The sequence below is a fragment of the Paenibacillus sp. Cedars genome, from assembly GCF_003184205.1.
Taxonomy (GTDB): Bacteria; Bacillota; Bacilli; order Paenibacillales; family Paenibacillaceae; genus Paenibacillus_AQ; species Paenibacillus_AQ glucanolyticus.
In genome coordinates this window covers 340,039-355,573 of record NZ_CP020866.1, presented here as the reverse complement: position 1 = coordinate 355,573, position 15,535 = coordinate 340,039, and the positions used below count along the sequence as shown (strand labels likewise).

Below are 15,535 nucleotides of genomic sequence, written 5' to 3'. Positions count from 1 at the left end.
GAACGGTCCATTCATGAGCAGCCCTTGCCCTTGTTCGATCAGGCCTTGTTGGTAACCGGCGTAATATAATAAGTGCTCCCGATCACCGTTTCAAACGCACCGTCCTCCTGCGTCTTCACAACACTTCCGTCTTCCCTTGTAACGATAAGAGACTCAGGGTAATTCAGCCTGCAATGCTGACCATGGGTTGAGGTGAGGCTTGCCGAAATGAGAAGCCCCTGGCTCCATTCCATATTGATGATAAATCCGCCGCGCGCCTTCAAGCCCTTTACGGAGCCTTCCCTCCATGCATAGGGCAGCGCAGGGAGCAGCTGAAGCTCCCCCAGATGACTCTGGAGCAGCATTTCCACAAGTCCTGCAGTCCCTCCAAAATTCGCATCAATCTGGAACGGAGGATGATCTCCAAGCAGATTAGGGTGCATCGAGCGGGAAATCAGCATCCGGATATAACCATAGGCTTTGTCCGCCTGCCGGAGCCGGGCAAACAAATTAATGAGCCACACACAGCTCCAGCCCGTGTGTCCGCCTCCATTGCTGATGCGGGACGATAGCGTACGATATGCGGCCTCCGCTAGCTGCGGCGTGCCTTGAAGGGTAATATCGGAACCCGGATAGAGTCCATATAAATGGGACACATGCCGATGACCAGGCTCTGCTTCCCGATAAGGCTCGCTCCACTCCATGAGTTTGCCCTCCCCGTCCATTCCGTAAGGGAGCAGCCGTGCGGCCGCCGACTCCCACTCCTCCCGCAGATCAGCATCCTGCCCCAAGAGCTGCGACGCTTCTATGCAGTTATGGAACAAATCGCGAATAATGGCCATATCCATGGTGGAGCCTGCAGACACGCTGCAAGGCACGCCTTCCGCGGTGAGGAACTGATTCTCCGGTGATGTTGACGGACTGGTCACCAGATGGCCTTTTCCGTCCTCAATGAGCCAATCCAGGCAAAACAGCGCCGCTTCCCTCATCAACGGATATGCCGTTCCCCGCAAATATTCAAGGTCTGGCTGAAATTGATAACGCTCCCATAAATGCCGGCACAGCCACGCGCCACCCATGGGCCAGAAAGCCCACATCGCTCTCCCATCGCTCGGGCTTGCCATGCGCCATAGATCCACATTATGGTGGGCAACCCATCCGCGGGCTCCGTAATGAATCTTCGCGGTCCGGCGCCCGCTCACGCTAAGCTCCCGAATCATCTGTATCAACGGCTCGTGACACTCGCTCAGATGAGTTGTCTCTGCCGGCCAATAGTTCATCTCGGTATTGATATTCGTTGTATAATCGCTATTCCATGGCGGCTGTACATGCGGATTCCATATTCCCTGCAGATGTGCGGGCTGTGTTCCCGGCCTGGAGCTCGCCATGAGCAAATATCTTCCGAACTGGAACATCAGTGCCTCCAGTGCCGGATCCTCCTGCCCTTCCCTGTACGCTTTCATGCGCTCGTCGGTCGCCGCACTCTCTGTGGACCGCTCACAATCCAGGCTTTCAAGCCGAAGATCCACACGCCGGAACAACGCTTGATGATCCTTCACATGCCTCGCGCGCAGTTCCTCATATCCATGCTGTACCGCGTCCTGAAGCCTCTTCCTGCATATAACGGACGGATCGATTCCTCCAGAGCCCGGAGAACGGTCGAAGCCTGCAAAATTCGTTGCCGCCGCAATCAGCAGGGTGACCGTACCGCTCCCGTTGATGTGCATGCCACGGTCATCCACCGTCACCTGACCGCTGTCCGGCAAGGCCAGCAGCCTCATCTCATACCGTATGCCGAGCCCCTCTTCATAGAGTACCGACCCGGGATGATCGCCCTTGTAATTGTCAGCAATATGGGTTGGAGCATGTCCATATAACACCAGGGACCCGTCTTCCGCACAGCGGCGTGTACCATGCCGCAGCGGAGAGTCCAGCCTGATATCCAGCCGGATGTCTTCGTTATTCGGGCTCGCACAGCGTATAACCGCTACCTGGTCAACGGCACTGATGAACATGTCCCTGGCATAGGTAGCCGAACCGCCGGACTGAAAGCGAACGGACGCTATCCCCGTATCCAAATCCAGTTCGCGCCGATATTCCGTCCGGTGGCCGTGAATTCCCGACTGTCTGATCAACAGATCTCCTAGCGGCAGGAAGGACTCCGTGCCCCTTCCCACCATCTTGTCCTCAATCAGCTCCTCCGCTTCCTTGTACTGCCCGGATGTGATGAGCTTCCTTGCGGCTGCCAAATGCCGTCGTGCCTCGTAATTATTCGTGTCCCTTGGAAATCCGGACCAGAGTGTATCCTCATTCCATTGAATGCGCTCTTCCTCTACTCCCCCGAACACCATTGCACCCAGCCGGCCATTCCCGAGCGGGAGCGCTTCTTCCCACTTGGCTGCCGGTTCCCGGTACCATAGCTTTGAGGTCCATTGCTTCGCTGGATTCACTGTAAACGCTGGATTCACTGTAATCCCTCCTTATTCCTGTTGATAAGTGTCTTCTCGAAGAGTTCTTCAAATCCTTCAACCCCCAACCGTATTTCTGCGATGAGCAAAAGGACGCAGCTATACAATCCCGGCCTTCAGATAGCGGCAAAAGGGGCCGCATGCAGCCGGCCCCTTCTATTCCCCTATTCCTTTAATCGTTCCAAAGTTTGACGCGGTCACGTACCAGCTGGGTATATTCCTGTTCCATTTTTTCTGCACCTGCACTGTTCAGCTCTTTAATGAACTGATCATACAGCCCATCGAATTTGGCCGGATCGGCCAGAATAATTTCAGGAATGCGTTTGCGGGTAATCTCCTCCACTTTTTTGTAGGTAATATTGATATTGGAGTCGCTTGGTACCGGAATGTTGTAAGCCACGCCCCATGGCTTCACTTCGAATTCTTCTTGTTTCGGCCACAGGTCCTTCCACATTTCCACGCCGTAGGCCTTCAGCGTTTCCTTGGCGGATGGCGTATAGTTCTCGATGATGGTCTCCGGGAAGTTCGTTGTATAGTAGTTGTCTGTCGAATCCTTCACACCGTCGCCGTAACGAGGGAACATGGCATTGTACAAGCCGATTCCCGTTTCTTTGGTGAAGTTGGCATTATCGTAGGTTTTGCGCTCCTGCACGTCTTCCGGAATGACGCGTTTGCCGTCCACGACGTCGTAATGCTCGCCTTCAATTCCCCAGTTCATCAAAACTTGCCCTTCCTCGGAGGCCAAATAATCCAGAAACTTGATAATCCGAACAGGATCCTTCGCGGATGTCGTAATTCCCACACCCCATCCTGCGACGTACCCCGCGTTCTGGAACGTTGCATCCTTACTGGACTCGCCCAGCTGGATCGGGAATCTTGCATACGTGCGATTTTCCTTGCCGGCGGATCTCAGCGCATTCGTTGCATTGCCGAAGCCCCACTCCTGGTCAATGACACCAAGGACGCGGCCGGAGGAAATTTTAGCTTCGTATTGGTCCGTTTTCTGTACGAAGGTTTCTTTATCCAGAAGTCCTGTAGCGTTCATATGATTCAACCAGCGGAAATACTCTTTCTCCTCCGGGCGCTTGTAGTGCAGCTTCGCCTCCACCGTTTCCTGGTCGATATAATATTCACCGTCATCGGATGCGCCGGTCGCGATGAAGGCCGGATTGGTGACGGAGATCATAATTCTCCATCCGTCCGCATTCAGCGTGAGCGGAATCGTTGGCTGTCCGTCAATGGTCGGATGTTTATCGGAATAATCCTTCAACGCTTTCTCGTAATCCTCCACGGTTTTGAGTTCCGGGTATCCGAGTTCCTTCAGCACTTCATGCTGGATCTGGAACGTGCCGCCCGCATCAAGCATCTGATGGTCCACCGCTGCAAGTGTCGGAAGCACATAGATAGCCTCGTCCTCGTTGCTCCACTTCAGACGGCTCATGTAGTCACCGTATACCTTCTTGATGTTCGGCGCATGCTCTTCAATTAAATCCGTCAAATCAATAAACGCGCCGGAATCCACGAACAGATTGGCATCGCCCTTGGCAAATACCAGGTCCGGATATTCGCCGCTCGCCACCATCAGCGGAAGCTTCTGATTGGAGCCATCCACCGCGTATTCGGCCTGAATCGTAATGCCGGTCTTCTCGGTCAGCTTCTTGCCGACCGCATCCTGCATGTTAGCCCAATTCGCATTGGAATCGGCGCTGTAATACGTCATGGTCATCGGCTCAAGCTTCTCTTCCTGCTGCGTATCGCTTCCGCCACTGCCATCTTTGCCGCCGTTGGCGCTATTGCTGCTGTCGCCGTTGCCGCACGCCGCAAGAACGAACGTAGCCAGCATCATCATAGCGAGCAGCAGTGACAATCTCTGCTTGTGTTTCATTGCTTTACCCCCTAATCGATTTTTTAAATGTTCTGATATTTTTCAAAAAAATCTATCGTATAACAGGACGCAAGCCCTGCTGATACCGTACATGAATGCTAGCTTTTCACAGCGCCGAGTGTCATGCCCTTCACGAAATACCGCTGCAGAAACGGATAGACGAGCAATATCGGAACCGTGACCACAATCGTGATTGCCATTTTGATCGATTCCGGCGAGACCTGCTTTACGATTTCCGCCATATTCTGCCCGGACATCATGCCGCTGGTTTGCCCCTGCGTGCTCTGCAGCACCTTCATCAGCTCGAATTGAAGCGTCGTGAGATGGGGAGCGTTACCGTTGTAGAGATACGTATCTAGCCATGAATTCCACTGCCCGACTGCCAGGAACAACGCAATGGTAGCCAGCACGGGCTTGCAAAGCGGCAGAATGATTCTGTAATAGATCGTAAAATCGCTGGCCCCGTCAAGCTTCGCCGATTCCTGCAGCGAGTAAGGCAAGCTGTCGATGAAGGAGCGGATAACAAATACGTTAAACGCACTGACCATTCCCGGAATGATGTAGACCAGAAACGAATTCATCATGTTCAAGTCGCGGATCAGAATGAACACCGGAATCATGCCGCCCGAGAAGTACATCGTCAGCGCAAGAAAGGTCGACATGAACTTCCTTCCCTGAAAATCCATTCGGCTGAGGACATACCCCAGCATCGTTCCGCTAAGCAGACCAAGGAAGGTTCCTGCCAGCGTTCGAAGAATGGTGATTTTTGAACCGGTAATCAAGCCTTCGTATTTAAAGATCTGCACGTAGTTCTCCAGCGTAAACTCCCGTGGCCAGATGTAGATTCCCCCGCGCACCGTATCAACGGAATCGTTCAGCGATATCGCAAGAACGTTCAGGAACGGATACAGGGTGACAATCATGACCAGCATCATAAATGTAAAATTGAAAATATCAAACACGCGGTCGGAGAGCGTGGGCTTGAATGCTGTTTTGGTTCGTGCCATGCTGCTTCCCTCCCCTTACATAATGGATTGCTTGGTGAATTTTTTGAACACCCCGTTGGCGAGCAGCAACAAGATGATACTTACGATGGAGTTAAACATCCCGATTGCCGTACCGAATGAGAAACGTCCCATGCCAAGCCCATAGTTCAGTGCATACAGATCCAATACTTCCGAGTAATCAACCACCAGCGGGTTGCCCAGCAAAAACTGCTTCTCGAAACCGATACTGATCAGATGCCCGATCGACATGATCATCAGAATAGCAATCGTAGGAGCGATGCTGGGCAGCGTGATATGCCATATCTGGCGAATCCGGCTCGCACCGTCGACCTTGGCTGCCTCAAACTGCTCCTGGTCAATCCCTGAAATCGCTGCCAAGTAAATGATCGCGCTCCAGCCCATTTCCTTCCATATATCTGAACCCGTTACGATATACCAGAACAGATTCCCTTGAGCCATAAACTGTATCGGCTGATCGATGAAGCCCAGCCACATCAGCAGCTGATTGACAGCGCCTCCATCTGTGGACAGCATCTTGGTTACGATACCGGCTACCACAACCCAGGACACAAAATGCGGGAGATAAGATATCGTCTGTACCGTCCTCTTGAATACGCTTCCACGAAGCTCATTCAACAAGACTGCGAATAGAATCGGAATCGTAAATCCGACAATCAATCCCATGAAACTCATGGCGAGTGTATTTCGCAGCACCAGATAAAACTTATCGTCAGAGAACAGGGCGATGAAATGGTCCAGACCCACCCACTTCTGGTCAAATATGCCCCTGCCGGGCTTATAATTCTGGAATGCCATCAACCAGCCCCATACCGGCATGTAACTGAAGATGAACACAATGACGATAAATGGGAGCGACATTCCATACAGTACTTTCTGCTCTTTGAAAGTGGCCCAGAAGCCTTTCTTTCTCTTTGCGGCAGGTTGGATGCTGCCTTCTGTCTTTGTTACCGCTTTCAAACCAACCCCTCCTCTCTTGTATATTCTGATGATAAACCAGGCTGCGGCAGGGAAGTACCCAAAGGATTGGCTTAAAAATCATATAAAAATTAGACATTAACGGTGGGAGTGAAAATGCGAAAGACCTCTACACCGCTCCGTGTCCGGATCGTATCTCCGATCGCTGTTAAACCCGGGAAACTTCGATTGACACGGGGCGGTGGTTTCCCGGCTTTAAAAGGTGACCGCTGCCGCTTCTCCGATACGATTCCGGCCCCTCCGCTCTATGCTTCGCAGCATTCGGCTCCCACGGTAATGCCTTGGGGGAGGCACAGGAAAAACAAAAAGACGCGTGCCTTAGTCGCGTCTTAATGGGCAGCGATATATGAAAGTATTTATGGCGCGGAGCTGCTTGAAGCCTATTTGCCGTGTGCCGGCTCACTGCGGTTACTCATGCGATACTCTGTCACAATGGGCTGTATAACCTCGGCGCCACATCCGGGCTCGGTCACATTGTGCGAATCAGCGTTACGGCACGGCTAAATTACAGATCCAGCTCCTTGCGGTAGTTGGACGGGGATGTGCCGACGTATTTTTTAAACTTGCTGTGGAAATAGTCCACGTTGGTATAACCTACCTTCTCCGCGACCTGATACACCTTCATGCCCTGCTTCAAAAAATCCTTGGCTTTGCTGATCCGGACCTTGTCGAGATAGGTATTAAAATATTCTCCGGTTGTATTCTTGAACATTTTCCCTAAATAAGCGCTGTTGTAATTAAATACCGACGCCAGGGTTTCCAGCTTGATATTCTCGCTGTAATTGCGCTGGATCAAATCCATGATCCGCTTCATCTCCTGGTCCCGCCCCCCCTTGCCTGCCTGCCAGATCAGCTCCTCCAGAAATTGAGATGAATGCTGGCATAAATCATGCGCCGTCCGCTGACGGAATATCGCGGCGATCCGATCCGAATATTCCTTCGTCCGCGACTGGAGCTCGGTATGATGCTGCATCAGCTTGTTGTACACGCCGGTGAGGAGCGCAACGAACGAACGCTTCATTCCCTCCTCGCTGTATCCCTCATGGACCATGGCATAAGCGGCGGAGCGCAGCAGATTTCGCTGCACCTCGACATTGCCCACATCCACGGCATAATAGAGCTGTTCCATCCACTGCAACGGATCATAGGGTTGCTGCTCGTCGCGTGAAATGTCACCCGCAAATCGCTCAGATCCAGAGAATAATAGCTCCCCCGGCGCATAGAAGAAGCGTTCGCGAATTCGTTCCTTGGCACAGCGGTAAGAGCTTGGGACCTCCTCCAGACGGTGAGCCTGGCGTCCTAGAGAAGATGTAATTGCAGTGCCTGCAAGACTTGCAGCTCCTTCCGCCATCTGAAGCAGCTCCTTCCTTCCTCCTGCCGTCAGAACCGGAATCGGCATTAGAATGCCGATATAGTCATGCATTGAAAATACCACGCCATGCCCCTGTTCCTCAAAAGCCTCAATCAGCCTGTTTTTCAACAGATGGCTGCCCTCCTGCCCGGATTCAACATGCCGATGATCATGGATAAGCAGCACCTGATAATGATTCCATAACAGCCCCATCTTCTCGGCGATTTGCCGCCAAGCCGGGTCCGGCTTACTCTCCTGGCTGAACCAGGTTTGAATGAACTGCTCACGACTCATATCGGAAGCTGCTCTGTTCAATGTCCTCCATTCCTGCTCTTGTTCTATCGCTTCCTTAATCTGAAGCAAATATTGGCGAAGCTCCTCTTCATCTACCGGTTTCAGAAGGTACCCGTCAACGCGGTGGGAGATGGCCCGCTTGGCATAATCAAAATCAGCGTATCCGCTCAGGATCAACAGATGAATCGCAGCATCCACGGTCCGTATGGCTTCAATTAGCCGTAATCCGTCCATACCTGGCATTCGAATATCAACCAGCATCACATCAGGGGCTAGGTGTCTGTGCTTCTCCAATGCCTCGCTCCCGTTCGCTGCTGTGCCCACAATCTGATACCCCAGTTCGCCCCAAGGCACAATGCTTTTCAACCCCTCACGCAGCTTGGGTTCGTCATCCACGATTAACACTCTCAACATCCTTCTCTCCTCCTGTCGGAATCCTGAATTCAATACGTGTTCCCGTTCCCGGTTCACTATATATGATCAGCCCCGCTTCAGGGCCGTAGGTGAGCTGCAGACGAACATGAACGTTACGGAGCCCGATCCGTCCGCCGTCCTTCTCGTCGGTATCGTTCAAATAGCCATAGATCATCTTTAACCGGTCCAAAGATATTCCCGCTCCATTGTCCTCGGTGATGACGTGCAGCATCCCTTCGGCGGCCGTGACCCTAACCCTTATGAAGGTACCCTCTTCCTTGTGATCCATCCCGTGTATGACCGCATTCTCGACAAGCGGCTGGATGATCAAGGGCGGGATTCTGACGTGATTCGCATCGGGATCCACCTGAAGCTCATATTTCAGACGATCCTCGTAGCGGAATTTTTGAATGTCGAGATAACACTGCACCATCTCGATCTCGTCCTTAATCGTTGTTTTTCCACTGCCCACCTCGAGGTTGCTCCGCATCATTTTGCCAAGCAGCCGCACAATTCTGGCGATTTCACTCTCACCCTTGAGATGCGCCTCCATGCGAATGGACTCCAGCGCGTTAAACAGAAAATGCGGATTGATCTGGCTGGCCATCATTTTGAATTTGATTTCGTTCTGCTTCTGCTCCATTAACCGCTTCTGTTCGTTGGACTCCTGCACTTCGTTCATCAGGTCGTTAACATTGCCCACCATGGAGTTGAACTGACGCGACAGTTGGCCGATTTCATCCTTGCCGTCAATGGCCATGGCAACGCCAAGGTTACCCGTACCCACCTTCGTAATATGTTTGCTGAGACGCAGCAACCGGTTAGAGATCAGTGCAGAGAAGCTGTAAATGAGGATAACGGCCAACAGCAGGCTCACAATAATAACCGTCATTGCCAGCTTGCTGATTCGGTTGGCATCCGACACAATGCTGTCGATCGAAAAAATGGAGATAATACGCAGGCCGTTTACGCCCGATTCCGTATTCAACGGCTCAATCAGAACTTTGGAGGCTTCATCGTCAATGACGGATTCATAGCTTCCACTGGCGTTGTACACAGCGCCGTTGTTATCGTGAATTTCCGCCAAAGTCTTTCCGTACAGCTCCGGGCGGTTGGCCGCAACGATATTGTTCTTGCTGTCTACTATAATCGTGTCGAACGTTTCCTGGCTCAGAATCGTATTCAGCAAGCCGGTGTTCACGTTAATCACCAATACACCCAGATTGTCCTTGCTTCCCAGGTCGACCCCTTTAATCAGGCTGAGGTATACCTTCTGATCCCGTTCATCTCGAACATAATCCCAGTAGATGACGCCGATATTGTCTTCGGCTCGCCGATACCACTCGGTTCTCCTGATTTCACCCTCCGGGTATATGAATTCCCAATTGTTCAGCATGGTGGGGTTGTCGCTATAAAAGCGAATATTCGATATTTCCTTATACATCCGAATGGCCTGCTGCAAGTCAGGGTACTCCCTGTATGCTACAAATACGTCGTATACGCTTTCATATTGCCGGTTGGCAACATTCTTCAGACGCTCATCATACGATAGGCGATAGGATAAATCGTCCGCCACGTTGATAACTTCGGTTGACCGTTTCTTAATGCGGTCCACATTCTGATAAGCCTGTTCCAAAGCATTGTTCAAAGCGAATTTCCGGAGCTCTCCCGTAAGGAATATCCCCACGATGGCCACCGGTACAAAAACCACAACAACAAAGGACAATATTAGTTTGTTGCGGATCTTCATGTCGTTCATAATTTGAATGAAATTGGATAACATCGGACCGTCTCGCTCCTGTCCTCTAGTCTTCGGCATTTTTTAGGAAAGCGATTACAAAACAGTGCACTTATGCTTGCCGCAGGCCTATTATATCAGCATTGCCATTCATCCAAGGCCAACTAAAATATGGAAGAAGCCCGACTCCAACACAAGGCTGGTCCGGGCTTATCTTCGCTATGTTTTTTTCCTTAATAAGCAAACCTTCTACTTCATGCCAGAAACCTCTACAGACAAGTGTTGTACTCTTATACTGCCAGCACTGCTGAGAAGCTCACCGCTGATTGTCCTGCTTCTACTTGAATCTGACCCTCTTGCAGACTCGCCCCTGAGCCCTCGACGGATGACACGGCTCCTGTCCCGTGCAGCCTCACGGAGAATGGCTTCCCGCTGCCTTCCACCACCGTAAAGTCAATGCGGTTTCCTGCGCGTACGGCCCGCACGACCAGCTCGCTCTCTCCGCTCATGCTGCGAACCGTGACGGATGCCTCGCTGCCGTCTTCCAGCGCATATAAACCAAGCTCTACACCGTCTGCATAGTCATATTCCGGACGGGCATCATTCGAACCGAGGGCAACAAACGAGTTGCCGCGTACAAACAATGGCAGTCCAAGGAAATCGTACGTTTCCTTGCGCCAGGATCCGCCCTCCACGGTGTCTCCTGTTAACAGATGCGTCCAGCGGCCCTGCGGCAGGTAGTACTTCACATCCCCCTTCTCGCTGAATACCGGTGCCACAAGCAGAGAATCCCCTAACATATACTGACGATCCAGCATCTCGACAGCCGGGTCGTCCGGGAATTCCAGGAACATGGCGCGCATGCTTGGTACGCCTTGCTCCGATGCTTGCACAGCTGTATGGAACAAATAAGGCATCAAACGGCTCTTCAGCTTCGTGAAGAAACGCGTAACGTCAACAGCCTCTTCGTCATAAGACCATGGCACCCGGTAGGAGCTGCTGCCATGCAGACGGCTGTGACTAGACAGCAGGCCGAATGCCAGCCAGCGTTTGAACACATGCGCTGGAGCTGTATTTTCGAAACCGCCGATATCATGGCTCCAGAAGCCAAAGCCGCCGAGACCAAGGGACAAGCCCCCGCGCAAGCTCTCCGCCATCGATTCATAATCCGCATAACAATCGCCGCCCCAGTGCACAGGGAACTGCTGCCCGCCAACCGTTGCGGAGCGAGCGAACACCGCCGCTTCGTTCTTGCCGAATTTCTCGACTAACACGTTGAATACCACTTGGTTGTATAACTGGGTGTAATAATTGTGCATTTTATGCGGATCGGAGCCGTCAAAATAAACCACATCCGTCGGAATGCGCTCACCGAAATCTGTTTTGAAACTGTCAACGCCCATATCCGTCAGCTCGCGCAGGTATCCTGCGTACCATTCGCACGCATCCGGGTTCGTGAAGTCCACAAGCGCCATGCCCGGCTGCCACAGATTCCACTGCCAAACGTCGCCGTTCTCTTTTTTCACCAGATAGCCCTTCTCACGGCCCTCCTCAAAAAGACGCGAGCGCTGGGCGATGTACGGGTTGATCCATACGCAAATTTTCAGTCCCTTTTCTTTCAGCCGCTTCAGCATGCCTTCAGGATCAGGGAACACCTCTTCATCCCACTGGAAATCCGTCCAATTGAGCCCCTTCATCCAGAAGCAGTCAAAGTGGAAGACCTGCAGAGGAATATTGCGCTCCAGCATACCGTCAACAAAAGAGTTTACAGTGTCTTCGTCATATTGCGTGGTAAAAGACGTCGACAGCCACAATCCGAAGGTCCAAGCCGGCGGCAGTGCCGGTTTCCCCGTCAGATTCGTATATTTGTCCAGGACGCCTTTCGGGTCCGGTCCGTCGATGATGAAATATTCCAGGGACTCTCCTGGCACACTGAACTGCACCTTCTTCACTTTTTCCGATGCTACTTCAAAGGATACGAGATCCGGCTGGTTCACAAACACACCATATCCTTTGTTCGTGATGTAGAATGGAATGTTTTTATAGGCCTGCTCGGAGCTGGTGCCGCCGTCCTGGTTCCATATGTCCACAGCCTGACCGTTCTTCACAAACGAAGTGAAGCGCTCGCCAAGTCCGTATACCCATTCGCCGACGCCAAGGTCCAGCTCTTCGCGCATGTAGGCCTGTCCGCCGTCTTCCACGATATGCGCCATGGATTTGGCCCTGCTGCCGGTGATGCGCTCGCCTCCCCTATAGAAGTGAACCGACCATTCCGGCCCCTTCCTGATCACAACGCTCAGATTGCCGCTGCGAAGAACAGCCTCCTGCTCGTTCTCTTCTATGACCGTGTGGTCACCTTCATTCCCATACAATTGAAATGCAGGACCGCGATCTCGTACCCCCGCATAGTGAACCAGCTTAACGCCGATGACGCCGGGTGCCGGCGAATGAAATTGCACGGTGATCAGTTGGGCATTAATTGTGGCTCCTCTTCCCGGAATGGGTGCCGTAGATGCATAAGCCGTCAGCGTGTTTCCTTTTACCGCGAAATCATAAGCCTGAACCGCTCCCGAAACGGAGTAACCCTCCCGGATAAGCCAGTTGCCGTCCGTAAATTTCATGCTATATACCGCCCTTCTATATTTGGTAAATTGAACTTTATGATGTAAGCGTTATAATGTCATTATACTGATCTATTTTTACCCATACTATCAGTATTCGATCTATATATAGCACAATATTGACGCAAACTATCGGTTTACCAATTTCGATTTCAATTTTAATTCCACTTCACGCATTCCACTTCCAAGGGGGATTCCATATGGATCAATCTTTTCGTCAATCGTTAAAAGAAAGCACCATCCACGGGAATGAGCGGTTTCCGTTCGGCGCCTACTGGTATCACTTTGCCCCCGGTGCCCATGTGGTAGACTCCCATTGGCATAAGGAAGCGGAAATTTTTTACGTCATGGAAGGGGAGGTTCTGTTTCAGATTGATTCGGAATATATTCCTGTTCGGGCGGGTGAAGCGATATTTATCGACGGAGGCGACCTCCATACCGGACATGCCCAGGGCGACCAAGGGTGCAGCTTCTGCGCCATGGTGTTCGATTTCGGCATGCTTGCAAGCCCCCACTATGATCTTGTTCAGGAGGGCATGATTATCCCGTTTCAGGAGCGGAGGGCAACCTTCCCAAGACGGATGACCTCCGAAACCGATGACAGGCTGCTTGGACATATAAAGGAAATGATTGGGTTATCGGAGCAAAAGCCTGCCGGTTATGAAGCCGCTATAAAGGGACATCTGTTTCTCATGTTGTTTGAAGCTGCATCCACTGGAAGGCTGGCAAACCGAAGCCGGAGCGAGACCGCTGATATCACGAGGACCGAGCGCTTAAAAAAGGTGATTCTCTACATTCAGAATCATTACCACCGCCCCATCCGGCTGAGTGAGCTGGCAGAGCTCATTCCGATGAGCGAAGGCCAATTCTGCCGGTTCTTTAAATCCATGACCGGGCAAACCCCCGTGGATTATATGAACTCCTATCGCGTTCGCCAAGCGGCAGAGCTGCTTCGGCAGCCGGACAATAAAATATCCGACATCGCACTCGATGTCGGATTTGGACACATCAGTTATTTTGTTCGGGTATTCCGAAAGATCATGAACTGCACACCATCGGAGTATCGGAAGAAATTATAATTTCGGTAAGCTTGGTATGGTCTGATTGCAATCCCCAGGTAGCGGCAAATTACGGCATACGTACTGCCCGGCGCTGTTCTCGTTCGCTGCTCCCGAAGGTGCAGGCTGGTGCACCCGCTGTTTCCAGAGCTGCCACAGCATGAAGCCATCATTGGCCTTTCCCTTATTCTTGATGTAATTAACCATCGTTTCTACATTATAATACTGTGTTGCGATGTTATTCTGTCCGTTCATCATCTCGGCATCATACACCGTCCCCGGTGCTGCATTTAGCTGCAGGACAGCGCCGCCGGAGCCCTCCGGTGCAATCTGCATGCCCATGTTGATCGGCCCGTTATATATCGCCTTATAAGATTCGTATCCTTCACGAGGATCGTAGTAGATGCCTCCATCGTAGGACATCAGATTAATGAAATTGATCTTGCTGCCATGATCCTTGACGACACGGTACATCGTGCCGCCAAAAGGGGAACCCCATTGAACTTTGCCTTCCTCAAACGGCGTTCCCTTCACATAATAAGCGCCCGTAGACCATCCTGCGATGGAGATCTGAAGATTGGCATTCCTTGCATTGATCTCGTTATAGAGGCTCGTAATAATGCCGGCGATCTCGCCATCCTTGGAGCAGCTGAACTGAGCGGCTGTTCCTTTGTTGCAGCTGCTGCCGCTGGACTCCCAATCGATGTCGACACCGGCCACACCCAAATCCTGTGCCAGATCCACAATGTTCTTGGCATTGAATCCGGACCACTGTGAGCCTTGGCTGTACGACCAGCCTCCTACTGACAGGAACGCTTTCGTTCCGCGGGCTCTCAGCGCCGCGATGTTGTTTCGAAGGTCCAGGGACTGCTGGGAAGTAAATTTACGCTGGCCGTTTGGCGTTGTTGCTCCTTCCACGAATTCCAAACCCGCAACGGCTTGGTCAAATGCATAAGAGCCTTTGGCATACGTGGTATCTGGTCTTACAAATGCCAGATTGACATGGGTAATGTAATTGGGAACATTAGCCGTAGTCAGGTCGTATATGCTTGTATTCCAAGAGCTCGCGTAAGCAACATACATCCGGCTCCCAGGCAGCGGAGGATCAACAGGTGGGTCCACAGGAGGATCGACCGGGGGATCCACTGGCGGATCGACTGGTGGTGTTCCTGGATTGCAGGCCCCCAAGTCCTCCCATACGCCCCATTGTCCGGTCGTTCCAGGAACCTCGCCCTGCGTCCACCACTTCGCTTTCCACGCATGACCATTGTGGGATACTATGTTGCCTCCACCATACACAGCCGAACTGCTCCACGCAGGCTCTGTGCAAGCCTCGGCTGCTTGGGCCTTGAACACTGGAAATACACTGAATACCAGCACAGCAACGATTCCGAGAATAAAACCTCTCATGGTTCTGGACATGCTGTTCATCATCATACAACTCCTTCCATTATTCTTATTAAAGCGTTTTCAAATCTGACAAAAGCTTCGTTCCATACACCTCCCCAGGTCTATACCAATGAAATTATAAAACGCACTTTAAGTGTAACTTGGTGGATCTTTGTACAAAAAGGATAAGATTTACTTATATAGGGGCAAAATCCTACACCCTAATGAATCCATAATTCCAATAAAAAGCCGTCACTCTGCAAATTTTCGCAAAATAACGGCCTTGAATGGATAAGCTTGGTTAACCCTTACTACAATTTAGGGTATGATGATAG

The 15,535-nt window shown here is 51.7% G+C and carries 10 protein-coding genes; 2 read left to right on the top strand and 8 right to left on the bottom strand.

The annotated features are described in order from the left end of the window. Window positions 1-38: 38 nt before the first annotated feature. The 4 genes from B9D94_RS03135 to B9D94_RS03120 form a co-directional block, all read right to left on the bottom strand. Window positions 39-2,447, bottom strand: a complete 2,409-nt coding sequence (locus B9D94_RS03135) for a glycoside hydrolase family 95 protein (protein ID WP_253806101.1) — start codon at window positions 2,445-2,447, stop codon at window positions 39-41. Between the two features lie 172 nt (window positions 2,448-2,619). Then, window positions 2,620-4,332: an ABC transporter substrate-binding protein gene (locus B9D94_RS03130; protein WP_148246442.1), complete on the bottom strand. Its 1,713-nt coding sequence runs from the start codon at window positions 4,330-4,332 to the stop codon at window positions 2,620-2,622. A gap of 98 nt (window positions 4,333-4,430) precedes the next feature. Beyond that, window positions 4,431-5,339, bottom strand: a complete 909-nt coding sequence (locus B9D94_RS03125) for a carbohydrate ABC transporter permease (RefSeq protein WP_006212766.1) — start codon at window positions 5,337-5,339, stop codon at window positions 4,431-4,433. A gap of 15 nt (window positions 5,340-5,354) precedes the next feature. Beyond that, window positions 5,355-6,317, bottom strand: coding sequence for an ABC transporter permease (locus tag B9D94_RS03120; protein ID WP_006212767.1), 963 nt, complete (start codon window positions 6,315-6,317; stop codon window positions 5,355-5,357). A gap of 114 nt (window positions 6,318-6,431) precedes the next feature. Here B9D94_RS03120 and B9D94_RS03115 point away from each other — a divergent pair, with 114 nt between their 5' ends. Beyond that, window positions 6,432-6,668, top strand: coding sequence for a hypothetical protein (locus B9D94_RS03115; RefSeq protein ID WP_148246441.1), 237 nt, complete (start codon window positions 6,432-6,434; stop codon window positions 6,666-6,668). 172 nt (window positions 6,669-6,840) lie between these two features. Here the strand turns inward: B9D94_RS03115 and B9D94_RS03110 are convergent, their stop codons facing one another. The 3 genes from B9D94_RS03110 to yicI all read right to left on the bottom strand — a co-directional run bounded on the left by B9D94_RS03110 (window position 6,841) and on the right by yicI (window position 12,753). Continuing rightward, the gene (locus B9D94_RS03110) at window positions 6,841-8,394 is read right to left on the bottom strand and encodes a response regulator transcription factor (protein ID WP_006212769.1); all 1,554 of its coding nucleotides are present in this window, start codon (window positions 8,392-8,394) and stop codon (window positions 6,841-6,843) included. Next, on the bottom strand, window positions 8,369-10,177 hold the full coding sequence (locus B9D94_RS03105; RefSeq protein ID WP_036643535.1) for a sensor histidine kinase: 1,809 nt from the start codon (window positions 10,175-10,177) through the stop codon (window positions 8,369-8,371). Before B9D94_RS03105 ends, B9D94_RS03110 begins: the two co-directional genes overlap by 26 nt. Window positions 10,178-10,422: 245 nt before the next feature. After that, window positions 10,423-12,753: an alpha-xylosidase gene (yicI, locus tag B9D94_RS03100; RefSeq protein ID WP_148246440.1), complete on the bottom strand. Its 2,331-nt coding sequence runs from the start codon at window positions 12,751-12,753 to the stop codon at window positions 10,423-10,425. Between the two features lie 200 nt (window positions 12,754-12,953). Here yicI and B9D94_RS03095 point away from each other — a divergent pair, with 200 nt between their 5' ends. After that, window positions 12,954-13,832 carry a helix-turn-helix transcriptional regulator gene (locus tag B9D94_RS03095; RefSeq protein ID WP_063477799.1) on the top strand — a complete coding sequence of 293 codons (879 nt, stop codon included), beginning with the start codon at window positions 12,954-12,956 and terminating at the stop codon, window positions 13,830-13,832. Here the strand turns inward: B9D94_RS03095 and B9D94_RS03090 are convergent. Beyond that, entirely contained in the window at window positions 13,827-15,248 is a 1,422-nt protein-coding gene (locus B9D94_RS03090; protein ID WP_234973112.1) for a glycosyl hydrolase family 18 protein, read from the bottom strand. The genes B9D94_RS03095 and B9D94_RS03090 overlap by 6 nt on opposite strands. Window positions 15,249-15,535: the final 287 nt, after the last annotated feature.

Coding starts and splice junctions, on each gene's coding strand:
- B9D94_RS03130 (WP_148246442.1), bottom strand. CDS start 4,332: ATGAAACACAAGCAGAGATTGTCACTGCTGCTCGCTATGATGATGCTG.
- B9D94_RS03125 (WP_006212766.1), bottom strand. CDS start 5,339: ATGGCACGAACCAAAACAGCATTCAAGCCCACGCTCTCCGACCGCGTG.
- B9D94_RS03115 (WP_148246441.1), top strand. CDS start 6,432: ATGCGAAAGACCTCTACACCGCTCCGTGTCCGGATCGTATCTCCGATC.
- B9D94_RS03110 (WP_006212769.1), bottom strand. CDS start 8,394: ATGTTGAGAGTGTTAATCGTGGATGACGAACCCAAGCTGCGTGAGGGG.
- B9D94_RS03105 (WP_036643535.1), bottom strand. CDS start 10,177: ATGTTATCCAATTTCATTCAAATTATGAACGACATGAAGATCCGCAAC.
- yicI (WP_148246440.1), bottom strand. CDS start 12,753: ATGAAATTTACGGACGGCAACTGGCTTATCCGGGAGGGTTACTCCGTT.
- B9D94_RS03095 (WP_063477799.1), top strand. CDS start 12,954: ATGGATCAATCTTTTCGTCAATCGTTAAAAGAAAGCACCATCCACGGG.
- B9D94_RS03090 (WP_234973112.1), bottom strand. CDS start 15,248: ATGATGATGAACAGCATGTCCAGAACCATGAGAGGTTTTATTCTCGGA.